Genomic DNA, 24,322 nt, shown 5'->3' with positions numbered 1-24,322 from the left:
TCTACCGTCCTTATTTAGCCCGCTTTACTGCGGATTTTAAGAATACAGTTGCATCCTTTTTACCCGGAACAGAACCGCGAACCATTATAACACCCAATTCAGGATCAATCTTTACGATTTGCAAATTTTGAACGGTAACCTTGTCAAAACCCATTCTTCCGGGCATTGTCGTATTTTTAAAAGAACGTCCCGGAGTTGTACAGTGTCCCGTCGAACCTGCTTCACGGTGGAACTTAGAACCATGGCTTGCTCTACCGCCTCCATAGCCCCATCGCTTCATAACACCCTGAAAACCTTTACCTTTTGAAATTGCCGTAATGTCTAAATACGGAACCTTTTCAAAAACCTCTACACCGAGTTTATCACCTACTGCAACTTCTTTGTCAAAATCACGGAATTCCTTTAAAAGTTTTAAAGGCTTAATGTCTCCGCTGAACTGTCCTGCATAGGGTTTACTGGTGTGCTTTTCTTTGAGTTCACCCAAGCCGAGCACTACTGAAGAGTATCCGAACTTTTCCTTGTCCTTTAGTGCAACAACGGTATTGGGTTCTACCTGAATAACTGTAACCGGCATAAGGTGACCGACTTCATTGAAGATTTGGGTCATGCCGATTTTTTTTCCAATCAGTCCAATCATTTAAATTCTCCTAAGGTACGCACCCCTGATTAAAGGCCGTCTACCATTAATTAAATCTTATTGTTTAATTTCTACATCAACACCGGCTGAGAGTTCTAATGCCAACAAGGCATTCATAACATCTGCCGAAGGTTCGATAATATCGATTAACCTTTTGTGCGTCCGCATTTCAAACTGCTCACGTGATTTTTTGTTTACGTGGGGCGAGCGAAGCACTGTAAACTTGTTAATCCGAGTGGGAAGCGGGATAGGACCGCAAACCTTTGCACCTGCTTTTTGAACAGCCTGTACAATAGCCTTTGAACTCTGATCAACCAACTCTACATCGAATCCGCGAAGCTTTACGCGAATCTTTTCCTTTGTCATCATTCCCTCCGAAGAGATGCAAACGGCACTTACAAAAGCGCAAGCGCCGTTTTTTGCATCATTTATTCGATAACTTCAGTTACCTGACCCGAAGCAATAGTTCGTCCGCCTTCGCGAATAGCGAGTTTAAGACCTTGATCCATAGCTATGGGGTGAATAAGTTCACCGATAATCTTTGTATTATCGCCGGGTTTAACCATGTCTGTTCCTTCAGGAAGGTTTACAGTTCCTGTGATATCGGTTGTTCTGAAATAGAACTGAGGTCTGTAACCTGAGAAGAAAGGGCTGTGTCGTCCGCCTTCTTCTTTTGAAAGAACATAAATCTGAGCTTCAAATTTGGTGTGAGGATGAATTGAACCGGGCTTAGCGAGAACCTGTCCGCGCTCAACTTCTTTCTTTTCAACACCTCTCAAGAGAAGACCTACGTTGTCTCCGGCTTCTCCCTGATCAAGAAGTTTGTTGAACATTTCGATACCTGTAACAACAGTCTTCTTTGTGGGGCGGATACCAACGATTTCAACTTCTTCGTTCATTTTGATAACACCGCGCTCGATTCTTCCCGTAACAACAGTTCCTCGTCCCTGAATTGTGAAGATATCTTCAATGGGGAGAAGGAAGGGTTTTTCTGCATCTCGAACGGGATCCTGGAAGTAGCTGTCCATTGTCTGGAGCAATTCTTCGATAGGAGCTGTGTCTTCAGCAGTTGCACCTTCTTGAAGAGCTTTAAAAGCAGAACCCTTGATGATGGGTGTATCTTCGGGGAAGCCGTAAGATGCCAAGGTTTCGCGGACTTCTTCTTCTACCAATTCTACAAGATCGGGATCATCAACAAGGTCAATCTTGTTGAGGAAGACGATGATTGAAGGTACACCTACCTGTCGAGCAAGAAGCAAGTGCTCTTTTGTCTGAGGCATAACCGAGTCCGGAGCTGAAACTACGAGAACACCGCCGTCCATCTGAGCAGCACCTGTGATCATGTTCTTAACATAGTCAGCGTGGCCGGGGCAGTCGATGTGTGCATAGTGTCTCTTATCGGACTGATATTCCAAGTGGCGGGTATTGATAGTAATACCGCGCTCTTTTTCTTCCGGCGCATTGTCGATCTCGTCATATTTTAGAAGCTTATCACCGTACTTCTTTGCACAATACGTAGTGATCGCTGCCGAAAGAGTGGTCTTACCATGGTCAACGTGACCGATGGTACCAACATTCATGTGAACTTTCGTTCTGTTAAATTTTTCCTTTGCCATGAGATCCTCCTAAAAGACGTTGGCAAGTCTAATATTTCCCGCATTAAAAATGACGAGATTAAAAAGTTAACCGGTCTTTCGTAACCGAAAAACAAGCTTAACAAAGAAACAAACCGGAGAAACATAAGACAGTGATTAAAATCAGATAAGATTTAAGCATTTTCTTTCATTTTTTTTGTAAAGAAAAACGCTTTTTATCCACCGCCCATAGGTTTTCGGACAGCATTCGGACCCACCTGATCACCTTTAAACTGTAACTCCGATGACTGGTTTGGCATCCTGCGAAGTTTTAAAGATTTCTCCTCTCATTTGTATAAATAAGAGCGGCATCCACCTGCCTAAAAAGGCTTTACGGCAACGCAAAACTTCTAAAGAATACCGATTTAAAGCCTTTTTCAGACCTTAAATCATAATGTAAATATCAGCGTTCTTTATATCATAAAGAATAAAAAATGTCAATAGGAAAATTATTTTATTTTTGTTTATAAACAAATAGATTCCTGTTTAAAAAAGGCAGTGTACTAAAAAAGCACACTGCCCTATACTTAAGTTATCATCCCTTTCTTTACGGATGTTCTACATAGAACCAATCTTCATCAGTGTTTGCCGAACCGATTGGATGAGCCACGAGGTTACAGGCATATTTTTGCCCCCAAGCATTACCTTTGACTTTTGCATCAGCAGCCGTATCATCATTTTCATGGCTGTCATTTGTTACGGCATTATTCGGCGAGCGAGCCGGATCATCAAGGGCCGCGCCTGCAGGATCAAGAGGAACACGGTCTATACCTATAACATAGTTTTTAGATCCTGTAAGAGCACCATAGCCTGTGATTTTTACGTAATACTTACCGCCTGACTCAGCCTCAAAATAAACAGTATCAAGAGTATCACTATCATAGTCTAAAATAGGAACAGCACCTGCAGGAAGATTACCGGCGGAATCTGCCTTATAAACCGTTATTATAGTGTCGGTAGTATCATTACCGCCGTTATAATGAAGATTTTTAACGGTTGAAACAAAGACAAGTTTTTTATTGAATTGAAAGGTCATGTCTTTATCGGCAGTACCCATGGTGAATACTTCTTTTTTAGCTTCACCAAAAAAAGAAGTATAAATCGAATATAAATGTCCTTTGACCAAGCCCTTAAATATGGCGGGATTATTTCCAACTCCTGCAACATAGGCTAAGGGAGCTTTGGTCGCTTCATCTACGAGGGTAATCTTAGCAGGAACTATATCATTTGCAGTACCGTCATTATTTTTTACGGTAACCTTAACCTCTGCCTCACTGTAAATATCATTAGCCGGAGGGATATTACCGTTTTTTAATGCCTTTGCAGCCTTGTACACATTAACGCGCCCGTGTCCTAAACGGTCGGTAAAACCCGTTGCCCCTTCAATCTTATCGCAAGTTTTTTCAAGCAGGGTTTTAATTTGATAGGGAGTCAAGTCATGTGCCTCAGGGAACGAAAGGAGATAGCTTATAAAGCCGGTTACAAACGGAGTTGCCATTGAAGTCCCGCTCATGGTTTCATAGTCATCATCGCTATAAACACCGCAAGATTTAATACCGTCGCCGGGGGCTGAAACGCTTATCCATGCGCCCGAATTGCTGAAATGCACCTTTTTATCTTTACCGTTGGTAGCCCCTACAGCCAATACGCCCGGGAAGGCTGCAGGATAGGCAGCAGTGTAACGGCCCTCATTTCCCATGGCAATTACGGGAAGAACATTGTTTTTTACCGCATTGGTTAAAACTGCAAAAGCAAATTCGGTACCGTAAGAACCGCCTAAACTCATATTTACGGGAACAGTTTTTTGGGTAATTTGAAAATCTGTGCCTCGTAAATAAGATGGCAAGGCAGCATTCTCTGCCGGGGTTCTATCAGCCTTTGCTTTACGCAAGATTGTAACCATCTTTGTAAGATCAGCCATTGCCCCGTAAACAGACCAAACATCTCCGCCTGCTTGACCGCCTGCACCAGCATTTAAAGATTGATATGAAATCAACTTGGTGTTTTTCCATGCTACGCCTGCAATACCCGTACCGTTATTACCTCTGGCGGCAATTGTGCCTGAACAGTGGGTTCCGTGAGCGCCCTTATCCCAGTTTTGCCCTATGGGTATGTCGGTAAAAGGATTTCCGCTACCGATAAAGGCTCCATTTGGTGCTGTAGCGCAGGACTTTGCATATAAGACTATGGAGTTACCGTGTTCATCTTTAAAATCTTTATGGGTCATGTTTATACCCGTATCGATAATACCTGCAACTACGGTTTTATTCCCATATCCGATTTCTCTATATGCTCTTAGAGCCTCGGTTATCGAAAGCCCGTAATCGGAATTATTTGCTATAGGGTCATCCAAATAGTTTCCGTCCATAAGACCGTAGGTTCCTTCACCGGCAGGGTCTACAGGCTGACTATTTTGATTATTTACCTTAGCACCGTCGGGCTCTGAAACCTTATAATCATGTTCTGCCGAAAGAACCCCCTTTATTGAAGCTGCAAGGGATAGATTCTTTTTATTGTTTCCTTCTTTATTGAGATACCAGTAGGTAAAACCCGTACCTGTAAGAGAAATATTTCCCTTGACTGCAAAACCCTTTTCTTCAAAAAGAGCCTTATCAAAACCGTCCCTTGTCTTAACGATAAAGAACCCGTCAACTATATCTTCATCTTTTGGTGCATAATTTGCACCGTCAGGCAATTCAATTGAAGGTGAATTTGCTGATCCTCCCGTAAATCCGTTTGAACCCGTTCCGGTATTATCAATACCTCCGGTATTCATTCCTAAATTACAGGAAGAAACAAGCAAAGCTATTGCCGTTAAAAAAAATATTTTCTTCATATCAAACCTCCTATTCCGTTATCACGAAGGTAAATCTGCCGTTTACGGCATTGGAACCGCTTGACCGGTTGTTGCCCATAGACCTTGATTGATTGGTTCCATACATTTTAACTATTCTTAAAGCCCTGTCATCATTTAAACTATAAGGACTTTCCCCCCAATCCTGTATATCCCATTGGTAGTTTACACCTGCTTGATATTCCATGGGAGCGCCTTTAGCTACATTAAAATTAGGTATTTTTACAAATTTAGCGGTAATGGTGATAAGGCCGGCAGCAGAGTCAACCTTTATAAGGTCATCAAGGCCGGTAATTCCGTAATAGTTTTGTAGCGGCGCAGCGAGGTGTTGCTTATATGAAAAACGCTTAACGCCGCCCGGAGCGAACCCTATGGTATCAATAAGAATATCCGGGCCCGTAGTAGTATTACCGCCGCCTATACCGACGGTAACACCGTCAAATACATAGCGGAATTTTGAGCCGAATACAGGCTCACCCTGTCCGTCAAGAATCAATATACCAAGATCACACCAATCGGCCTCTTCCTTAGCTAAGAGCTTGGGGTTACTTATCTTACAGGAGTAGGATATGTCTGAGGCTTGGGCAATAGGAACCTGTTTACGGTTCTTAGGCTCTTCCAAGGTGTAGGTAAAGGATTCCATAATCTTACCGGTAAGCACTCCGGATTCCAAATTGCCGTTTGCAGTAAAGGCCCTAATCTTATACTCGTACTCCTTACCTTCTTCAAGCTCCGAAGATGTATCAAAACCTTGATGTGCACCCCAGCCGGGCCCGGTTTCCGTTTTCTGTTCATTGTAATGAGTCCTGCTCACAAATTTAAACTCATCACTTGAACCTGCATCTTTACGATAAAGGTCAAAACCTATAATAGGAATCTTAGCAGAAGTAGTCTTATCAACAACTTGGAAAACAACAACTGCCATATAAGAGGAATTTTCACCTCCGATGGGCATTAAGGCAGAAGGATTTAAGCCGCTCTCGGCACTTAATTGAACCAACCCCTGATCAGGGTCTGCCGAAAAGGTATTATTTGTAAAGGGAACCCTTTCCATAAGTATAAAAGGATTTTCAAATTTTGCATTTGAAAGCGGATTTCCTGCCGGAGTTTTATTAAATTTTACCGGGATGTGTTTTTCGACCCTGTTATTTGCGATATCGTAACCTACTATCACAAGTTCCGTATCGCCGTTAGGCAATGAAGCATGTTCTATGTTAAAAACATATTCCGACTTAAAAATTCCGTCACTAGGGTCAGAATCGGCAGTGTAATCCCCGTAAATACCGCTTGAACCTGAAGGAACAGCTCCTATTCCGAGCTTTGCCCCAAAACCGCTCCAAGCAACATCTTCTACAGCACCTACCTCAGAAGTAAATTCTACATAAACTTTTTTTTCTGTATCGGTTATCGTATAACCGTCGGTTATATCCGATCCGCCCGCATTTTCAATTGTTACCCTAGAGACATGGGGGGGGGTAACACCTCTTGTTATCTGTCCATGTTTAAATTGGAGCATCGTAAAATTTTGGCCGTCTGTTTCGCTTACATAATAATTCTCAATAAGGGAACCGGCCCACTTTCCTTTTTGCCCCAAGAGATGAAAGTTATAATTCTTTTTTGGACTTACTTTTGCAGTAACTTTTCCATTAGTTACAGATAGAGGATGGGTAACCTGTTTACCGGTAGAAGAATCAAAAACTAGCAGTTGTGTACCTGTAACTACAGTACCGCTTACAGAATCTACAACACATACTTCAACCTTGACGGCATCGGCCGGAACAGGATATGGATCCGGAACCAATACGGAAGGCGGTGACGGCTTTTGAGGACATGAACCCAAGAAAAGCACCAACACCAGAAGACCGAATAACGCCTTAGCGTTCCATTTTTTTTGTGACATAAAGTCCCTCCTATTAATTTTATTTTTAAAGCAAGCCGTTAAAAATACTTGCTTTTTTTTACACAAGAATCGATTTATAAATTAAAACTCTATTATCCCGTATCCCCCCTTGTAATCGCCTCTAACCTCAATAAAAATATCGTCAGAAGGCTCAGCCTCTGCTAAAACTATCACATAAGGATGAGTAAAAGCCTGTGTGACCATATCCTTAGGCCCCGGAGCAGATATTTCAAAAACAAGTTTTATAGTTTTACCCGTCTTTATTGCAGACACAGGAAAAACAGAATAACCGCCGGTGTTAAATGGTCCTGCTGCCGCAATGACAACCGCTCTTTTTGAAAAATCCACTATTGGGGCTTTTGCGGAATTTCCATATAAAACGGAATAAAAATTATCCAGCTCTTTTTGTGTCCTTATAATTGAAGAAAGTCCCGGCTTAAAATTACTTCCTTGACTCAAAATTTCATAGCCTATCTCTAAGGCGGAACTACTGTTGTCCTTAAATGTTTTATCTGATTTGGATTCCGGAATTTCGGAAAATTGCTTGGGAGGAGTTTTACAGCCAAACAAACTTAAAAAGATAAGTAAAAATACGATATAATACTTCATATAAAGAGTCTACCACAATTAGTTCTATTCAGCAAGATTTTTTTTCTTATTTTTAAAAAAAAATCATTAAAATTATAAAATAAATCTTTGTTCTATTATAAGAGATATAAAATTAAGACTTGACACTGCCTTATAAAAACATTAAAATTGCTTTTAACATTTCAAACCCTGCAGGTGCCGAAATTCGGTTAAAAGGGAAGTACGGTGTAATTCCGTCACGGTCCCGCCGCTGTAAGAGAAGAGTCTTTTTAAAATATGTCACTCGAGAGGAATCGGGGAAGGCTTAAAAAGATGATGAAGCTCGAAGTCAGAATACCTGCCTGTAGAGGGCTTAAACCTTGTGCTTTACGAGCGATAAAGTACCGGACGCTTGAAGGAACTTATAGCCTTTTTGTTTTCTCTATAAACTAATAAGATCCCCAAAGTATCTTTGTACCTGCTGCATAAACTCAAGTCTTTTAAGTTTGAAACCGTAAAATTAACACATTTGGGGGGAAGTATGAAAAAAACTTTTTTTTACTCACTACTGCTAATATCGGCAGTTTCGGTTTTTTTAGGGTGCAGTCCTAAAGAAAATCAATCACAAAATTCCGGCAAAACGATGCCGAAAGCGGATGGACAGTATTATCCTGTAACAATCACGACTTATAACTATGCGGCAGAACCTATCGAGCTTACATTTGAAAAAGCCCCTGAAAAAGTCGCTGCCTTTTACCAAAGCCCGATAGAAACTATGCTTGCACTCGGACTTTCAGACAAACTCATTTTAGCTGTCGGTCTTGATGATCCTGTAAAAGATGAATTTAAAGAAGCTTTTAGCAAAGTAGATTACCGTGACAAACGCCCTACAAAAGAAGAGGTTATCGACATGGAGCCCGATTTTATTTTTGCATGGTCATCTTTATTCGGCGAAAAACGTTATGGGGATGTAAATTTTTGGCATGATAGAGGTACAAAAACCTATATATGGCAAAATTCCGGCTTAAAAAAACAGGATTCTCTCGAAAATGAATATCAGGATATTCTTAACATAGGTAAAATTTTCAATGTAGAAGACAAAGCGCAATCGATTGTCGATAAGATGAAAGGCGAAATTGAGGCAGCAAAAAAACATGTTGAAGGAAAAACAAAAGTAAAGGCTATAATAATTGAGGTAGAAAAAGAAGGGCAATACCGTGTTTATGGAGAAAAAACAATCGGCGGACAAATTGCGATGCAAATCGGGGCAGACCTTGTGGGCAAAGAAAAAAACGGCATAGGAAAAGAGGAGCTTATAGAGCTTAACCCGGATGTTATATTTACCGTTTATTTTGGAGACTATATTGAAAAAGATCAATCTATAGAAATGCTGACAAAAGATAAAGCCTTACAAAGCATAGCAGCTCTTCAAAATAAAAAAGTTTTCCCGATTAATTTAAGTGAAGTTTATGCAAGCGGCATAAGAACCTATGACGGAATAAAGACTATCATTTCAGGTCTATATCCTGACCTATAATATGCAAAACAATAAAACCAAGGTGCTGAAAATAATTTTTATATCTTCAGCACTTCTTTTTCTTTTGGCGGGACTTCTACTCTCAATAATCCTATCGGTAGGATTCGGAGCCGTAAATATAGTGCCCGCCGATATTTTAAAAATCGCTCAATATAAAATCTTCGGAATAGGCAGCCTTGAAGGAGTAAAAAAATCTACTGTAGATATCGTTTGGATTGTAAGGATGCCTAGAATTATCTTAGCCTGTCTTACCGGTATGGGATTGGCTTTAACGGGGGTTGTAATGCAGGCTATCGTAAAAAACTCGTTGGCAGATCCTTATATATTGGGTATTTCTTCAGGGGCTTCTCTTGGAGCAACCTTGGCTATTGCCCTGGGGATAGGAGCAAGTCTGGGCCCCAATTATGTAGGCTTGTCTGCTTGTTTTTCTGCATTCGGTGCATCTGTAATTGTGATGACAGCTGCAAATATAAACGGCAGAGCCAATTCCGTAAAATTATTAATGGCCGGAATCGCTATAAGTACAATATTTTCGGCATTTTCTTCATTCATAGTTTTTACTACAAAAAACAGAGAAGCTATACGAAGTATTTCTTTTTGGCTGATGGGAGGTTTCGGAGGAGCAAAATGGGAAAATTTAGGCTTATTATCCGTTATCGTATTTTTGAGCATTTTTGCCTTTATGACGCAATACAGAACTCTTAATTTAATGCTCCTGGGCGACAGCGTATCAATTACCTTAGGTAAAGACTTACATATTTACCGCCAAATCTACCTTTTAATGTGTTCTGCAGTTATAGGATTTTTGGTATATAATGCAGGTATTATAGGCTTTATAGGACTCATAGTACCTCATATTGCAAGAATATTTTGGGGGACTAATCATAAAAACATAATACCGGCTTCAGTATTAATCGGTGCTATCATTCTTGTTTGGGCGGATGTACTTGCCCGATCAATCTCTTCTCTTGGAGAAATCCCTGTAGGAGTAGTCATATCCCTTGTAGGAGCCCCTGTATTTTTATATTTATTGATAAATAAAGAATACGGGTTTGGAGGGAAATCGTAATGCTTCTTGACATTAACACTCTTTCATTTAACTTCGGTGATAAAAATATTTTAAACGGCATTGACCTTGCAATTACGGATAAAGGCATTGTCGGTATAATCGGCCCCAACGGTTCGGGAAAAAGCACCTTGCTCAAATGTATATACCGTGTCCTTAAACCCAAAACAGGAACCATATTTATAGACAACAAGAACATAAATGACTATCCCTTTAGAGAAACGGCGAAAAAGATGGCTGTAGTTGCCCAGCATAACGAAACTCATTTTGACTTTAATGTACTTGAAATGGTTTTGATCGGCCGATCGCCTCATAAAAAATTTATGGAGCGTGATTCCGCCGAAGATATTGAACTTGCGTATAAGGCACTAGAACAGGTTGATATGAAAGATTTTGCAGAACGAAGTTTTTCCAACCTTTCGGGAGGAGAAAAACAAAGGATTATTTTAGCGCGGGCCTTGGTGCAAAATACCGATTGTCTCATTCTCGATGAACCTACAAACCATCTGGACATAAAACACCAACTGCATTTTATGAGCCTTGCAAAAGATTTAAAAATAACCGTCATATCGGCAATCCATGACCTTAACATAGCTGCAATGTATTGCGACAAAATATACGCACTAAAAGAAGGAAAGATTATCGCCTTAGGCAGTGTAGATGAGGTTATCACGGAAGAAGTAATTAAAGCTTTATACGATGTGGATTCCAAAATCATTTACGATGAAGAAAAAAAACCTCATGTAATCTTTAAAAGCGTTTAATCCGATTTTTATGATGTAAATCTCTATATCCAATCCTATACACTTTTTTTTATAAATATGATAGACTGGCACCCTTATTTCACATAAAAGGAGACTTTATGCGCGCTTTTTTTAAGCTCACTCCGGTCTTATTGCTTGCAGGTCTGATGATGATTTCAAACATTGAGTCATTTTCGACTGCTTTGGGATTTAAACTGGACATTTTAATCATAGCACCTATCGCCGTAATCTATGCCTCCATTGTCGCTATGATAACCGAAAAATTCAAATTCAACGATATTTTAAACTCTGCCGTAGACAATGTTAAAGAAATGCAGTTGGTTTTCTTTATCCTCATGTTTGCCTATGCCATGGCAGATGCCTTTATGTCTACAGGGGTTGGAGCCTCGATTATTACATTGAGCCTAAACATAGGTATATCGGCAAGAACTGTAGCCCTTGTTGCCTTTTTGGTTTCGTCAGTATTGTCGGTTGCTACAGGAACCTCATGGGGAACTTTTGCAGCCTGTGCCCCGATTTTCTTGTGGATGACCCATATTTTAAGCGGAAACATGGTTTTAAGCATTGCAGCCATTGCAGGCGGGTCCTGCTTCGGCGATAACCTCGGTCTTATCTCGGACACAACAGTCGTAAGCTCAGGTATTCACAGGGTTGAGGTTACCCACCGTATGAAAAATCAGGGGCTTTGGTCTTTAATGTGTTTGGTGCTTGCAGGCGGCCTATTTTTAATTGCGGGCCTAAGCCTCCCGGGAGATGCAGTAAGCCCGCAAAAAGCCATCGAGGCTATTCCCCAAGATGTTTGGGAAAAATTGGCTGAAGAAAAGCCTGTTGCAGTCGACCTCCTCCATCAAGTACAAAACGGAGTTCCCGTTTACATGGTAATTCCCCTCATCCTGGTTATAGGGATTGCCTTAAAAGGCTACTCTACCCTCCTTTGCTTGGGTGCAGGCATTGTATCATGCTTTATTTTAGGCCGCATTGCAGGAACAGTCTCAGGCCTCCTCGCCTTTTTTGACATAGTGTATAACGGCTTTGTGGGAGCAGGCTCTTGGGTTATCATAATGATGATGTGGGTTGCAGCCTTCGGAGGCATAATGTCGAAGATGGATGCCTTTAGACCTCTATCAAACCTTGCCGTAAAACTTTCCCGAAACGTAAGACAGCTAATGTTCTGGAACGGCATCATCTCTTTGTTGGGAAATGCAGCCCTTGCCGATGAGATGGCTCAAATAGTTACGGTAGGCCCGATAATAAGAGATATTACGGAAGAAAACGTAGAAGGAGACGAAAAAGATCTTTATTCTTTAAAATTGAGAAACGCAACCTTCTCTTCTGCCCTCGGTATCTTCGGATCCCAGCTGATTCCTTGGCATGTTTATTTAAGCTTTTTTATCGGCATCGCAGGCACGGTATATCCTCTTTACCAATTCAGCCAAACTCAGATAATAAAATATAACTTTATGGCCCATATTTCGGTTGTAACTATTTTATTATTCACCCTGTTCGGAATAGACAGAATCTTCCCAAAATTCGGCATCGCAAGCGAACCTAAGGTAAGGTTAAAGAAAAAATAAGAACAAACAAAAAGCTGTATTGTGAAAAGCACAGTGCAGCTTTTTTTACTTTCTGCATATCATTGCTTAAATGAACTTGATTTTTTGTGTTTGCATAACTACAATCGTAAAAACCGCCAATTTAGAATTTATGGAGAAGAAATGAGTTTTTTATTTGATGAATTTAAGACTATTTGTTTGAATTTAAATAAAGCCGGAATCATACCTACACTAATGGGTTCTTTAGGATTAGAATTTATATCAAAAGAAGATTGGGAGCCGTCAGATATTGATATTCATGTTCCGGGCGATCCAAGAGGATGGGAAGCTCCTGACGAACTTAGAATTTATAATTGGGACAAAATAACGGCGGTTATGAAAGGCTTGGGATATAATTTAATAGATATTCATGAGCATGAATTTCAAAAAAACGGAGTAAGCGTAGAATACGGCACAATTGATGCATTGTATGATTTTGCAGGTATTTATGAATCGGATATAGAACTTATTCAACTAGACGGAATAAAGTTTCGTGTACCAAGTCTAAAACAGTTTTTAGGTATTTATGAAGCATCATCAAAAGATTCATATAGAAACGATAATAATAACAATAAAGACTTCAAGAAGATTTGTTGGCTAAATAGTCATTTATAATTTTTAGTTTACCGCAGGAAAATTGGGCTACAGATAAACCTCTTCTCTATCTGCGGCAATTTCTGCATAGTTATTATTTTCGTTGTCAAAATAATAATAGTCCATTAGATTGTCGGCCCAAAGCTCGCACTGGACCATAACGGTTTGAACTGCGTCATCCATACCTTCGGGCGGATATTTATGCTTCTTTAAAAGTCTTTTAATGAGCATACGCATATGAGCCCGTGCACTTTCTCTTTTCTGCCAATCTACGGCCTTATTTTTACGCAAGGTTTCGGTGAGCTCCTTGGTTATTGCAATCAGCTCTTCATTTTGATAGAAGTCTTTTATGGCCTGAGGCTTGGTGAGGGCATCGTAAAAGGCGGCTTCTTCAGCATTTAAGCCGAGGTCTTGCCCTTCCTTTTCGGCACTTACAATCTGCTTGGCAAGTTTCAGCATTTCGGCTATAACCTCTTCATTTGTGAGAAGCCCGTTTAGGTACGAATTAACGGTTCTTTGCATTATCTCGCTGAATTTTTCGGACTTAACTACATTGGTTCTTCGATAAATTCTTACCTGTTCTGCAATGAGTCTTTTTAATAATTCGACAGCTAAATTTCTTTCTTTCATCTTGGAAATTTCTTCAAGAAACTTGGGAGAAAAAAGAGAGAATTTTTCTTTAATGTCAGAAAAGAGGTTTATAACGCCCTCGCTTTTTATACTCTGCTGTAAAAGAGAATTTATACGCTCATTCATTTCGGGTAAAGAAATCTTTTTTCCGCTTCCCGCATTTGTGAGCCTTGAAAGGAAAACTCTGACAGATTCAAAAAAAGCTGCCTCAAAGCGCAAACTTTCTTCAACTACGGATGAACAAAGGGATAAGGCCTGCCTCATCATAAGAGCTTCTTTTATAAAGATATTTTTTTCTTCTTCTTTTTCTTGAGCAACTATAAAGTTTACGGCACCGCTTATTGTCCTGGCTCTTTCAAGATCGCTGCCCTTCATAAAACTTGAATAATCATATCCATGGAACATATCTTTACATATAGAAAGCTTTTCAAGAAAGGTAGGATAGGCAGCGGTTAAAATGTCGGTATCGCCGTAATTATTTTTATCGCGGTTTGTATAGTCGTTCATAGCCTGCTTTAAGGCACCGGCTATTCCCACATAATCGACGATCAATCCTCCCTCTTTATCTTGAAATACACGATTGACTCTGGCGATAGCCTGCATAAGATTATGTCCTGCCATAAGTTTATATATGTACATAGTCGCAAGGGAAGGAACATCAAAGCCTGTCAGCCACATATCTACTACAATTGCAATTTTTAAGGGACTGTCATTGTCTTTAAATTTTTTAGCCAACTTGTCCCTGTGATTTTTGTTCCCGATAATTTCTCTCCACTCTTCGTCATCGGTATTTGCAGAAGTCATAACAACGGCAACCTTTTCTTCCCAGCCGGGACGAAGTTCCAAGATTCTTTTGTAAATCTTCATAGCTATGGCACGGGTGTAAGCGACTATCATTGCCTTACCTGTAAGCAGATGTTCCCTGTTGTTTTCATAATGGAAGAGTATATCGTTCACTAGGGAGTTTATAGTTTCATCATTGCCTAAGAGCACTTCCATCTTGCCGAGTTCATGCTTACTTTTTTCGATAACTTCTTCATCGGCATCTTTAGCCATGAGATCATATTCTTCATCAATCAGCTGCAAAGTTTTTTTATCAAGTTTAAGTTTTATAACCCTGCTTTCATAGTACACGGGGCGAGTTGCTCCGTCTTCCACTGCCTGAGTCATATCGTAAATATCGATGTAGTCTCCGAATACTTCACGGGTACTCCTGTCAGTGGCAGAAATAGGAGTGCCGGTAAAACCGATATAGCTCGCATTGGGAAGACTGTTCCGAATAATACGGGCAGTGCCTATAACCCTCTTTGCGACATCTTCTCCGGCCTTATTCTTTGTTATTTTAATTTGCTCGGTAAGTCCGTATTGCCCTCGATGAGCTTCATCAGCCATAACAACTATATTCCGCCTTTCTGAAAGAGCATCGGCAGACTCTTCAAATTTTTGCATCGTCGTAAAAATTATTCCGTTTGCTTTTCTTCCGGCAAGAAGTTTCTTTAAGTCTTTTCGGCTTTCAGCCTGTATAGGTTCTTGGCGTAAAAATTCTTTGCACTTAACAAACTGACCGAAAAGCTGATCATCAAGATCATTTCTATCCGTTATAACTACAATTGTCGGACTTTCCAAGGCTTCCTGCAACAGGTGCGCATAAAACACCATTGATAAAGATTTTCCGCTGCCTTGGGTATGCCAAAAAACTCCGCCTTTTCCGTCACTGTACGCAGCTTTTTGGGTGGAGAAAACAGCCTTGCGAACCGCAAAATATTGGTGGTAGCCTGCAAGAATTTTAAAAGTTTGCAAACCCTCGTTTGAAAAGCAGATAAAGTTTTTTATAATATCAAGCAGCCTTTCTTTTTGAAAAAGGCCTTCAAAAAAAGTATCGAATTGGGCATATTGAGTGTTTTCGTAACTCCCGTCCTTTGTTTTCCATTCCATAAAGCGGTCTTCGCCTGAAGTTATGGTTCCCGCCTTTGAAGTTAACTGATCGCTCATAACGCAGATTGAGTTGTAGATAAACATAGAAGGTATTTCGGTCATGTAATTACGGATTTGGCGGTATGCATCGGAAGCATCGGTCTCTTCCCTTGAAGGAGACTTTAATTCCATCAAAACTATCGGTAGACCGTTTAAAAATAAAATTATGTCGGGACGTTTATTGCTGTTTTCTATAAAGGTCCACTGATTGGCAATTATAAAGGAATTGTTTTGAGGATTTTTATAATCGGCAAGATACACAATTCCCGATCGTGTTTCATTTTTATCAAGATAATGTACAGGTATGCCGTTTTGAAGATATTCGGTAAAAATTTCATTTTTATGAGCGAGCTCGCCGTTTTCAAAATGTTTTAATTTAAAAAGAGCATTTTGTATAGCCTCCCTTGGCAGCCCGCTGTTTAAGCGGTAAAGACAATCCTCTAAAACCTCATCATATAGCGGACTCGAAAAATCGCGCTCGACATCAGGACCGTAAACATAAGTATATCCCAAATTATTTTTAAACAGCTCAATAATTGAATTTTCATAATCGTTTTCGGTAAATGATGTCGACATATCGGCCTCTATATGTTTAATATTTGTTTTATTTTATTGATATTATCACTATCAAAAACATAATCACAATAACCCCTATCTATATCTTTTACAACACTTTCATAAAATTTTTTTACATCAGTATCGGTCAAAATATATGTAACTTGTCTATTTGTCAAGGCTATATCTAAGAGCTTATTTGACTGTTCAGGAGACCATGAGTCTATTTCGCGCAATTGAGAGATTACAGAATGTGTATTAGCAAAACTTCTGCTTTCTTCAAGGCTATTAATTAAAATATCTTTATCCTTATCCTCTTGGGTAATATTTTTTGTTTCTATATTTTTTTCATCCAGACATTCAAAATATGCATCTTCAAGCAGCTCATTTGATACGGTACGATCAATAATCATTTTAATCAACATTTCCAATTTTGAACCTTCCCTATAATCAGCAGGAACAAAGTATTTTATTCTATTTTCATCAATCATTCGGAATACTTTTGACTTATCTTTAGTTTCTGCATTGTAAACACCTATTGAATGTCCTCCATTTATATTTACAAGCTTCATACATGGTATATCAGTATCACTATCACCTATATAAACAATATTTCTAAAAGGTACTCTATATTCGTTGGGCTCAAAATGGGAATTAATTCTTTGATCATTTACATCTAAAACTCCTTTTTCGATTCGAAACAAAAATTGTGTTTTATTGGTATAATTTACAGCTTGTGCCGGCCAAACGGCGACATTATCGGAATCATAATAAAAAGAACTCGCATATATCTTTTTAAATTTATCCGCAACTGCTGTCCCTTCTATCATTTCTTTAAGACCTGAGGAAATGATATAATGTTCAACAATAACATTTTTTTTATTTCCATAGGTAGTTATCCTATCAAACCATGTATCCACACCGGGAAAAAGTGTTACTTTCGAACCATAGTCTTTTAATTTATCCTTTGTAAATACAAGTTTTCCTCTTGATTTCTTGGACATTAAATACATATAGGCTAGATTTTGATCCATTTCGTTATCTGCTGCAAGTTTGTTGGATTCTTCCCAAAAATCTTTAACCTCATAATTGATAGATTGGATATAGCCTTGAGCCTGCATATCATCCGGTGACAACGTTTTGTCAAAATCATAGCAAATTGCCAAAATAGGATTTTTCTCTTTCGATTCAAAAGTGTAATCATAATTCTGCATATAGTTCTTAACCTTAGTTTTAAGATTATACCCTTTTATCGATAAATTAACAAGTCAGATAAGACGTATTAAGATAAATGATAATTTAGAACAACAAGCACAAGCGATTTTTAAAGCATGGTTTGTCGATTTTGAACCGTTTGGCGGTATAATGCCTGATGATTGGGAACTAGGCAGCTTGGAAGATGTTATAAAATTTTATAATGGATATGCTTTTAAAAGCAAAGAATTATTAAATAAACCAGAAAAAGACTGTTATGCGGTATTTAAACAAGGTCACATAAAATCTGGAGGAGGTTTTATATCTACCGGAACAAAAAGCTGGTTCCGCAAAAAAAAATCTGAACATTTACAAAAATATATTCTTTACAAGGGTGACATACTTATGGCAATGACAGACATGAAAGATAATGTTGCTATTCTTGGTAATACTGCTATTATGTCTGTTGATAATAAATATTTACTCAATCAAAGAGTAGGATTGCTCAGATGTAATGGAAAATATGGAATATCATATCCATACATATACTTACTTACAAATAGTAAATATTTTTTACAAGATTTAAGAAGTCGTGCTAGTAGCGGAGTTCAAGTGAACTTATCATCTGCAGCAATAAAACTATCTCCAATAATAATACCTGCCAATTATATAAATATAAAATTTAATCAAATTATAGCACCTATGTTTGAAGTAATTTTTAAAAATAATATCGAAATTGACCTCCTTACATCCCTTCGAGACGCCCTTTTACCGAAACTCATGTCGGGAGAGATAGATGTTTCAAATATAGAAATATAGTATGCAGAAATAAGATTTTCATTAATTAGCTGAAAAAACTGTGGCGAGACAAAACGGCTGTCCTGTCAATCAATTATAGATTTATATTGACGATGTAATATTTTATTATTACATTGTACTTGCAAAAAAAATATTTTATACTATAATATTATATGGAGGTAAGTATGGCAAGTACCTTAGTCCAAATTCGGGTTGATGAAAAGCTCAAAGATGATGTGACCGCCGTCTATGAGCAGCTAGGTCTAGATTTATCAACCGCTGTACGCATATTTTTTAAGCGAAGCATTGCTGAAAATGGGATTCCATTTAGCATGAAGTTAGAAAACGCCAATCAGAATGATGTAAAAAAACAAATTTCACCTGAAATTTTGTCTGCAATGCAGTCTATGTCGCAAAATGCTGCTATAAATGGTGTTTCGGAAATGAGTCTTGATGAGATCAATTATGAAATAGAAGCCTGCCGTAAAGGACTGTAGTATGCCTTTGTATGCTGTTATTGATACAAATGTTCTTGTTTCGGCATTTTTAAAAGAAGATTCCATTCCTCGCTTTGTTATTAACTATATATATGCAGGTAAGATCATTCCAATTTACAATGAAGACATTATTACAGAATATTTTGGTGTATTGCACCGTCCTAAATTTTGTTTTCCTGCGGAAGCTGTTGATATTGCCGTTAATGCAATTCAAAAAATAGGCTTAAAATTTGATGGTATAAAAGTTTTAGATACAATGCCTGATCCGAAAGATACCGTTTTTTATTCAGTCACACTACATGCTAAGCGGAGTTTCGAGACTTATTTGATTACAGGTAATATAAAACATTTTCCCAGAGAAGATTTTGTATTAACGCCGCATCAAATTTTGGATATAATTGAATGCCAAACTTAGTGAAGTTTAAAAATCATTTAAACCCTCGGCTTAAGCCGATAAATTATCATTTATCTAAAAAGAGCTAAGTTAAAATTATGCCGATACCATAGTAATTAAGGAGAAAATAAGAATGAAACAAAGACTTATTAATGACATTACTCAAAAAATGCTGCCTCATTTGAATAATGCTCAGATCGAAAAATTACAAACGGTAATTCAGCATGTTCTTTTTAGTTATGAAGTAAATAAAAAAGAAGAAAACTCGGAAGATGAAAAAATTGATTTTGTAAATCTATTCTTGTCTGCAAAGAGGGTGGAGGGCTGTTCTGAAAAATCCTTAAAATACTATTACTCCACAATTCAATCTATGCTTAATTATATGAAAAAAAATGTAAAAGAAATTGAAACTGAGGACATACGCTCTTATTTAACAGATTATCAATACAAAAACAATTCCGGTAAGGTAACCATAGATAATATTAGACGTATTCTATCAAGTTTTTTTTCTTGGCTTGAAGATGAAGACTATATTTTAAAAAGTCCTGTAAGAAGAATCCATAAGGTTAAAACTGCAACAAATATAAAAGAAACCTATTCCGACGAGGCCCTTGAGCTTATGCGAGACAGCTGCATGGAAAGACGGGATCTGGCCATGATAGATATGCTTGCTTCAACCGGTATGAGAATCGGAGAGATGGTTCTTCTTAACCGGAATGATATAGATTTTAATGAAAGGGAATGTGTTGTTTTAGGAAAGGGAAACAAAGAAAGGATAGTATATTTTGATGCAAGAACTAAGATACATTTAAAAGACTATTTAAGACATAGAACCGACAGTAATCCGGCTCTTTTTGTATCGTTAAGGGCTCCGCACAAAAGAATGAATATCGGAGGAATTGAAGTGAGATTAAGGCAGATCGGCAAGCAACTTGGTATATCAAAGGTTCATCCGCATAAATTCAGGCGGACCTTGGCAACCATGGCAATAGATAAGGGAATGCCCATTGAGCAGCTACAACAGCTTTTAGGGCATAAGCGTATAGATACAACCTTGCAATATGCAATGGTAAAACAAACCAATGTAAAAATTGCACATAGAAAATACATAGGGTAGGAAAATATGGCAAAATGGATAAATACTTTTATCGGAGATTTATGTACTTCGGTGTCTATTAGTTTCAATTCAAAGCTTTCAAAAGTAATTCTTATTAATACATCTGATGTATTAGATGGTAACATACTCAATCACACACTCGTTGAAAATAAAAATTTGAAAGGACAGTTTAAAAAAACATTCAAAAAAGGCGATATTTTATATTCTGAAATTAGGCCGGCCAATAAAAGGTTTGCCTATGTTGATATTGAGGATACCAGTTTGTATATAGCTTCAACAAAGTTAATGGTATTGCGTCCAAATAAAAATATTATAGAACCTCGATTCTTATTTTCAATCTTAAAATCGCAATCTATTGTTAATGAGTTGCAGCATCTTGCAGAAACAAGATCAGGCACATTTCCTCAAATTACTTTTATTTCTGAGTTGGCTCCCATGGAGGTGAAAATTCCCGATAGAATAACTCAAAAACAAATTATTTCAATCCTAGAAACGATAGAATCTCTAATACAAACAAATATAACAATAAATGATAATTTAGAACAACAAGCACAAGCGATTTTTAAAAAAAATTTTATAGAATGTATAGAAAAGGATATAGTAACATTATCTGATTATTGTAGCTTTGTAAAAGGTAAGAATCCAAAATTAGTAGCAGATTATTTTAAAAAAGACTATGAACTTTATTTAAATATAGATACACTTACTAATAATAAAATATCATATACAACTCCTGACTGTTTAATTAAAGCTGGTGAAAAAGACATTCTTATGGTAATGGATGGAGCAAGTTCAGGGACCGTATATTTTGGTAAGAATGGTGTTGTAGGATCCACAATTGCAAAAATTGTTACATTAGATGACAATATGAGAGAAATTATATATCAAGCCTTGAAATATTATGAAAATGATATAAAAAACCATACTACAGGCTCTGCTATTCCACATACTGATAAACAGTATGTACTTCAATTAAAAATATCTTTACCTAAGAACTATCATATGTTTTCTACTTATTTTGAAAAAATAAGAGAGTTAATAATTTCAAATAGAAATAAAAATAACATATTAAAATCCCTTCGTGACACCCTTTTACCGAAACTCATGTCGGGAGAGATAGATGTTTCAAATATAAAGGTATAGGATGCATAACCGACAGCCATTTAAGAAAAAATAATTGATTGTCTCTTAAAGTTATTTTTTTATAATAATTCATTAGTATGCTTGATAAAAAGTATCAAATTTGATACAATATATTTAATGAAAATGGATAAAATAGTTGTAGCCAAATTTTTTAAGACCGAAGCAGGAAATGAACCTGTTCGTGATTTTTTAAAAGATTTAGCACCGGCTGATCGAAAAACAATAGGAGCGGACATAATGGCAATAGAAATGTCTTGGCCTATTGGATATCCTGCTGTAAGAAAGCTTGATTCCAATTTATGGGAAGTACGTTCAAATATTTCAGATAAAAGAATTAGCAGAGTATTTTTTACGATAGAATACGATAACATGATATTGCTTCATGCAATTATAAAGAAAACTCAAAAAACTCCGCAAGAGGATATAGATTTGAGTAAAAAAAGAAGAAATTTAGTATTAGGAAGGCATTATGAATGAGAAGTACATAGGAAGTTCTTTTGAAGATTTTCTTGAAGAAGAAAATATTGAGGTTGAAGTTAGAAATGAAGCTATAAAAAGATTAATTTCATATAATTTATTGAATGAAATGAAAGCTCAAAATATTAACAAAACAGAAATGGCAAAAAAAATGAACACATCACGAGCCGCATTAGATAGACTTCTTAATCCTAAAAATGATTCGGTTACCTTAGCTACGCTAACAAGGGCTGCTAATGTATTAGGCAAAAAGTTGGTTTTACAATTACAATAGTATATTGAGTTCTTTTAACCAATGTTTTAATTTAACCGCTATTTAAGCCGATAAATTATCATTTATCTTATTGAGATTTCTGATTTTTTTATCAATAGGAGCCAATATGGATAAAATCTTTTTTTGTGCTTCCAATTTTGGAATATCAAATTGTAATTTATTAAGTGTTTCAGTTCTTAAACTTGGAATTGTAGTTCCTTCATTATATTTTTTTAAATCCAGTAGCAGTATTTTATAATATAAAAAACGGGGAATAATTAAATTTGTATTTATTTCAGTATAAAATAAAGTATCAACAGTCCAAAAAGGATGGTCCACATACCGTATTTTTTCAATTGAACCTTTTCTACCAATTAGCACTGATGGTTTATCATATAAAGCTTCTGCCCCATATCCCATTAGCCCCCCTGTTCCATATATGGGAATATCGCCATTTTTTGACAGTATTTTTTTTTGATTTTTACCATACTTGATAGATGCTAATTCTTCTAAAGTATATGTATCACATCTCATAGCCGATAGCTCCCAGGTTTTTGCGGATTTCGGTTTCAAGTTCATGAGATTTTGCAAAAAGTTCGGATAATTCGGAGGTAAGACGCTTCATCTTATCGTCAAAGGGTTCACCGTCATCTTCTTGTTCTTCTACCCCGACATAGCGCCCCGGAGTTAAGATATAGTCTTGTTTTGCTATATCTTCAGTTGAGGCAACTGCACAAAAACCCTTAACATCTTCCGCCTTTCCGTTTTGAAAGTCTTCAAAGACCTTGCCGAGCTTTTGGATATCTTCATCGGTAAAGTCTCTGTGGTTTCTGTCAACCATATAACCCATTTTTCGGGCATCAATAAATAAGGTCTTTCCTTTTTGTTTTTTATTTTTTGAAATAAACCAAAGAGTTACGGGGATTGTAACGCTATAAAAAAGCTGTGTCGGCATAGCTACGATACCTTCAACAAGATCATCTTCTATAATTTTTTTTCTTATTTCTCCCTCCCCGCTCGTTTGAGTTGATAAGGCTCCGTTTGCAAGAACAAGGCCGATTTTTCCGCTAGGAGCAAGATGATAAATCATGTGTTGAATCCATGCATAGTTTGCATTTCCGGCAGGCGGCATTCCATATTTCCATCTTACATCATCCTTTAGTTTTTCCTGTCCCCAGTTTGACAAATTAAAGGGAGGATTTGCCATAATAAAGTCGGCTCTAAGAGCCGGATGAAGATCATTAAAAAAGGTGTCCGCATGATAGGAGCCGAAGTCTACACCTATTCCGCGAATAGCCATATTCATTTTGGCCATCTTCCATGTGTCGGCATTGCTTTCCTGCCCATATACCGATATGCTGTACCGCTTGCCTGAATGTTCTTTTAAAAATTTTACGGATTGAACAAACATTCCGCCCGAACCGCAGCAGGGGTCATAAACCCGGCAGTTTGAATAAGGCTTTAAAATTTCAACTATCGTTTTTACGATGCTCGCAGGAGTATAAAATTCTCCGCCCTTCTTCCCTTCATAGGCGGCAAACTGGGCTATGCAATATTCATAGGTTCTTCCTAAAAGGTCCTTGCTATCCTCCGTTTCTTCCATATCCATGTTGGTAAAAAGATCTACAACATTGCCCAAAACTCTTTTATCCAAATCGGGGCTCGCGTAGTTTTTAGGCAACACATTTTTAAGACTTTTATTTTCTTCTTCAATAGAATGCATAGCCTTGTCGATTACCAAACCTATTTCGGGAGTGTGGGCCGAAGCAGCAATAATTTTCCATCGGGCTTTTTCGGGTACAAAAAAGATATTCCTTTCGGCATAGGCATCCCGATCATCTTCAAACCCATCGCCGTCGGCAACAAGCTCGGCATACCTCTTTTCAAAAGCATTGGAAATATAGCGCAAAAAAATTAAACCGATGATGACCTTTCTATACTCAGCGGCAGGAATAAATCCCCAAAGCACACAAGCCGCTTCCCAAATTTGTTTTTCAAAACCTATGTTTGCGTTATTTTTCTTAGCCATTATTTATCCTTATTTGGATATTATCACATTTTACAAAAAGAGACTACAGGATAATTTCCCCCTCTTCTTGACTTTCACCTAGCGTAATGCTAATATTCTGCTAAGATTCATAGAGT

Annotated in this window: 22 protein-coding genes and 1 riboswitch; of the genes, 12 read left to right on the top strand and 10 right to left on the bottom strand. The window is 37.7% G+C overall.

Annotated elements, in window-relative coordinates:
• Positions 1-10: 10 nt before the first annotated feature.
• The 6 genes from rplC to prcB form a co-directional block, all read right to left on the bottom strand.
• Positions 11-637 (bottom strand): 50S ribosomal protein L3, encoded by a 627-nt coding sequence (gene rplC / locus E4O01_RS00770; protein WP_253677332.1) that lies wholly within the window; start codon positions 635-637, stop codon positions 11-13.
• A gap of 57 nt (positions 638-694) precedes the next feature.
• The gene (rpsJ, locus tag E4O01_RS00765) at positions 695-1,003 is read right to left on the bottom strand and encodes a 30S ribosomal protein S10 (protein WP_253688106.1); all 309 of its coding nucleotides are present in this window, start codon (positions 1,001-1,003) and stop codon (positions 695-697) included.
• A 62-nt stretch (positions 1,004-1,065) separates the two neighbouring features.
• Positions 1,066-2,253 (bottom strand): elongation factor Tu, encoded by a 1,188-nt coding sequence (tuf, locus tag E4O01_RS00760; RefSeq protein ID WP_253693241.1) that lies wholly within the window; start codon positions 2,251-2,253, stop codon positions 1,066-1,068.
• Positions 2,254-2,818: 565 nt separating this feature from the next.
• The gene (gene prtP, locus E4O01_RS00755; protein WP_253693239.1) at positions 2,819-5,107 is read right to left on the bottom strand and encodes a dentilisin complex serine proteinase subunit PrtP; all 2,289 of its coding nucleotides are present in this window, start codon (positions 5,105-5,107) and stop codon (positions 2,819-2,821) included.
• 10 nt (positions 5,108-5,117) lie between these two features.
• Positions 5,118-7,025 (bottom strand): dentilisin complex subunit PrcA, encoded by a 1,908-nt coding sequence (prcA, locus tag E4O01_RS00750; protein WP_253693238.1) that lies wholly within the window; start codon positions 7,023-7,025, stop codon positions 5,118-5,120.
• Positions 7,026-7,106: 81 nt separating this feature from the next.
• Positions 7,107-7,634 carry a dentilisin complex subunit PrcB gene (gene prcB, locus E4O01_RS00745; protein ID WP_253693236.1) on the bottom strand — a complete coding sequence of 176 codons (528 nt, stop codon included), beginning with the start codon at positions 7,632-7,634 and terminating at the stop codon, positions 7,107-7,109.
• A 155-nt stretch (positions 7,635-7,789) separates the two neighbouring features.
• Positions 7,790-7,973, top strand: a riboswitch (cobalamin riboswitch).
• Positions 7,974-8,133: 160 nt separating this feature from the next.
• On the opposite strand from prcB, the gene E4O01_RS00740 reads away from it, so the two are divergent.
• From E4O01_RS00740 to E4O01_RS00720, 5 genes are all read left to right on the top strand, one after another.
• On the top strand, positions 8,134-9,129 hold the full coding sequence (locus E4O01_RS00740; RefSeq protein WP_253693234.1) for an ABC transporter substrate-binding protein: 996 nt from the start codon (positions 8,134-8,136) through the stop codon (positions 9,127-9,129).
• A 1-nt stretch (position 9,130) separates the two neighbouring features.
• The gene (locus E4O01_RS00735; RefSeq protein WP_253693232.1) at positions 9,131-10,198 is read left to right on the top strand and encodes a FecCD family ABC transporter permease; all 1,068 of its coding nucleotides are present in this window, start codon (positions 9,131-9,133) and stop codon (positions 10,196-10,198) included.
• Positions 10,198-10,959 carry an ABC transporter ATP-binding protein gene (locus E4O01_RS00730; RefSeq protein ID WP_253693230.1) on the top strand — a complete coding sequence of 254 codons (762 nt, stop codon included), beginning with the start codon at positions 10,198-10,200 and terminating at the stop codon, positions 10,957-10,959. Before E4O01_RS00735 ends, E4O01_RS00730 begins: the two co-directional genes overlap by 1 nt.
• A 98-nt stretch (positions 10,960-11,057) precedes the next feature.
• Positions 11,058-12,533: a Na+/H+ antiporter NhaC family protein gene (locus E4O01_RS00725; RefSeq protein WP_253693228.1), complete on the top strand. Its 1,476-nt coding sequence runs from the start codon at positions 11,058-11,060 to the stop codon at positions 12,531-12,533.
• A 33-nt stretch (positions 12,534-12,566) separates the two neighbouring features.
• Positions 12,567-13,166 carry a hypothetical protein gene (locus E4O01_RS00720; RefSeq protein ID WP_253730165.1) on the top strand — a complete coding sequence of 200 codons (600 nt, stop codon included), beginning with the start codon at positions 12,567-12,569 and terminating at the stop codon, positions 13,164-13,166.
• A gap of 27 nt (positions 13,167-13,193) precedes the next feature.
• On the opposite strand, the gene E4O01_RS00715 is transcribed toward E4O01_RS00720, so the two are convergent.
• A complete protein-coding gene (locus E4O01_RS00715) occupies positions 13,194-16,325 on the bottom strand; it encodes a type I restriction endonuclease subunit R (RefSeq protein WP_253693224.1) in 3,132 nt (1,043 codons plus the stop codon).
• 8 nt (positions 16,326-16,333) lie between these two features.
• Positions 16,334-17,518, bottom strand: a complete 1,185-nt coding sequence (locus E4O01_RS00710; RefSeq protein ID WP_253693222.1) for an HAD family hydrolase — start codon at positions 17,516-17,518, stop codon at positions 16,334-16,336.
• A 151-nt stretch (positions 17,519-17,669) separates the two neighbouring features.
• On the opposite strand from E4O01_RS00710, the gene E4O01_RS00705 reads away from it, so the two are divergent.
• From E4O01_RS00705 to E4O01_RS00675, 7 genes are all read left to right on the top strand, one after another.
• Positions 17,670-18,317 carry a restriction endonuclease subunit S gene (locus E4O01_RS00705; protein ID WP_253693216.1) on the top strand — a complete coding sequence of 216 codons (648 nt, stop codon included), beginning with the start codon at positions 17,670-17,672 and terminating at the stop codon, positions 18,315-18,317.
• A gap of 164 nt (positions 18,318-18,481) precedes the next feature.
• The gene (locus tag E4O01_RS00700; RefSeq protein WP_253693218.1) at positions 18,482-18,793 is read left to right on the top strand and encodes a type II toxin-antitoxin system RelB/DinJ family antitoxin; all 312 of its coding nucleotides are present in this window, start codon (positions 18,482-18,484) and stop codon (positions 18,791-18,793) included.
• A gap of 1 nt (position 18,794) precedes the next feature.
• Entirely contained in the window at positions 18,795-19,208 is a 414-nt protein-coding gene (locus tag E4O01_RS00695) for a putative toxin-antitoxin system toxin component, PIN family (RefSeq protein WP_253693220.1), read from the top strand.
• Between the two features lie 112 nt (positions 19,209-19,320).
• Positions 19,321-20,304 (top strand): site-specific tyrosine recombinase/integron integrase, encoded by a 984-nt coding sequence (gene xerA / locus E4O01_RS00690; RefSeq protein WP_253693214.1) that lies wholly within the window; start codon positions 19,321-19,323, stop codon positions 20,302-20,304.
• A gap of 6 nt (positions 20,305-20,310) precedes the next feature.
• Positions 20,311-21,447, top strand: a complete 1,137-nt coding sequence (locus E4O01_RS00685) for a restriction endonuclease subunit S (protein ID WP_253719306.1) — start codon at positions 20,311-20,313, stop codon at positions 21,445-21,447.
• A 117-nt stretch (positions 21,448-21,564) separates the two neighbouring features.
• A complete protein-coding gene (locus tag E4O01_RS00680; protein ID WP_253693211.1) occupies positions 21,565-21,924 on the top strand; it encodes a type II toxin-antitoxin system RelE/ParE family toxin in 360 nt (119 codons plus the stop codon).
• Positions 21,917-22,198 (top strand): helix-turn-helix domain-containing protein, encoded by a 282-nt coding sequence (locus E4O01_RS00675; RefSeq protein ID WP_253693212.1) that lies wholly within the window; start codon positions 21,917-21,919, stop codon positions 22,196-22,198. The genes E4O01_RS00680 and E4O01_RS00675 overlap by 8 nt, the downstream gene beginning before the upstream one ends.
• Before the next feature lie 42 nt (positions 22,199-22,240).
• Here E4O01_RS00675 and E4O01_RS00670 read toward each other — a convergent pair whose 3' ends face one another.
• Together E4O01_RS00670 and E4O01_RS00665 are read right to left on the bottom strand one after the other, a co-directional pair.
• A complete protein-coding gene (locus E4O01_RS00670; protein ID WP_253719305.1) occupies positions 22,241-22,711 on the bottom strand; it encodes a restriction endonuclease subunit S in 471 nt (156 codons plus the stop codon).
• The gene (locus tag E4O01_RS00665; RefSeq protein WP_253693208.1) at positions 22,701-24,206 is read right to left on the bottom strand and encodes a class I SAM-dependent DNA methyltransferase; all 1,506 of its coding nucleotides are present in this window, start codon (positions 24,204-24,206) and stop codon (positions 22,701-22,703) included. Before E4O01_RS00665 ends, E4O01_RS00670 begins: the two co-directional genes overlap by 11 nt.
• Positions 24,207-24,322 lie beyond the last annotated feature (116 nt).

The organism is Treponema sp. OMZ 790 (assembly GCF_024181285.1).
Classification (GTDB): domain Bacteria; phylum Spirochaetota; class Spirochaetia; order Treponematales; family Treponemataceae; genus Treponema_B.
The sequence above is the reverse complement of the archived record's forward strand: the minus strand, read 5'-3'. Positions and strand labels throughout refer to the sequence as shown.

What these genes read in the sequence shown, in the direction of transcription:
- xerA (WP_253693214.1), top strand. Translation starts at nt 19,321, where the DNA reads ATGAAACAAAGACTTATTAATGACATTACTCAAAAAATGCTGCCTCAT.
- E4O01_RS00700 (WP_253693218.1), top strand. Translation starts at nt 18,482, where the DNA reads ATGGCAAGTACCTTAGTCCAAATTCGGGTTGATGAAAAGCTCAAAGAT.
- E4O01_RS00675 (WP_253693212.1), top strand. Translation starts at nt 21,917, where the DNA reads ATGAATGAGAAGTACATAGGAAGTTCTTTTGAAGATTTTCTTGAAGAA.
- tuf (WP_253693241.1), bottom strand. Translation starts at nt 2,253, where the DNA reads ATGGCAAAGGAAAAATTTAACAGAACGAAAGTTCACATGAATGTTGGT.
- E4O01_RS00725 (WP_253693228.1), top strand. Translation starts at nt 11,058, where the DNA reads ATGCGCGCTTTTTTTAAGCTCACTCCGGTCTTATTGCTTGCAGGTCTG.
- E4O01_RS00735 (WP_253693232.1), top strand. Translation starts at nt 9,131, where the DNA reads ATGCAAAACAATAAAACCAAGGTGCTGAAAATAATTTTTATATCTTCA.
- E4O01_RS00705 (WP_253693216.1), top strand. Translation starts at nt 17,670, where the DNA reads ATGCCTGATGATTGGGAACTAGGCAGCTTGGAAGATGTTATAAAATTT.
- E4O01_RS00670 (WP_253719305.1), bottom strand. Translation starts at nt 22,711, where the DNA reads ATGAGATGTGATACATATACTTTAGAAGAATTAGCATCTATCAAGTAT.
- E4O01_RS00685 (WP_253719306.1), top strand. Translation starts at nt 20,311, where the DNA reads ATGGCAAAATGGATAAATACTTTTATCGGAGATTTATGTACTTCGGTG.
- rpsJ (WP_253688106.1), bottom strand. Translation starts at nt 1,003, where the DNA reads ATGACAAAGGAAAAGATTCGCGTAAAGCTTCGCGGATTCGATGTAGAG.
- E4O01_RS00715 (WP_253693224.1), bottom strand. Translation starts at nt 16,325, where the DNA reads ATGTCGACATCATTTACCGAAAACGATTATGAAAATTCAATTATTGAG.
- E4O01_RS00710 (WP_253693222.1), bottom strand. Translation starts at nt 17,518, where the DNA reads ATGCAGAATTATGATTACACTTTTGAATCGAAAGAGAAAAATCCTATT.
- E4O01_RS00695 (WP_253693220.1), top strand. Translation starts at nt 18,795, where the DNA reads ATGCCTTTGTATGCTGTTATTGATACAAATGTTCTTGTTTCGGCATTT.
- E4O01_RS00665 (WP_253693208.1), bottom strand. Translation starts at nt 24,206, where the DNA reads ATGGCTAAGAAAAATAACGCAAACATAGGTTTTGAAAAACAAATTTGG.
- prcA (WP_253693238.1), bottom strand. Translation starts at nt 7,025, where the DNA reads ATGTCACAAAAAAAATGGAACGCTAAGGCGTTATTCGGTCTTCTGGTG.
- rplC (WP_253677332.1), bottom strand. Translation starts at nt 637, where the DNA reads ATGATTGGACTGATTGGAAAAAAAATCGGCATGACCCAAATCTTCAAT.
- prcB (WP_253693236.1), bottom strand. Translation starts at nt 7,634, where the DNA reads ATGAAGTATTATATCGTATTTTTACTTATCTTTTTAAGTTTGTTTGGC.
- E4O01_RS00740 (WP_253693234.1), top strand. Translation starts at nt 8,134, where the DNA reads ATGAAAAAAACTTTTTTTTACTCACTACTGCTAATATCGGCAGTTTCG.
- E4O01_RS00730 (WP_253693230.1), top strand. Translation starts at nt 10,198, where the DNA reads ATGCTTCTTGACATTAACACTCTTTCATTTAACTTCGGTGATAAAAAT.
- prtP (WP_253693239.1), bottom strand. Translation starts at nt 5,107, where the DNA reads ATGAAGAAAATATTTTTTTTAACGGCAATAGCTTTGCTTGTTTCTTCC.
- E4O01_RS00680 (WP_253693211.1), top strand. Translation starts at nt 21,565, where the DNA reads ATGAAAATGGATAAAATAGTTGTAGCCAAATTTTTTAAGACCGAAGCA.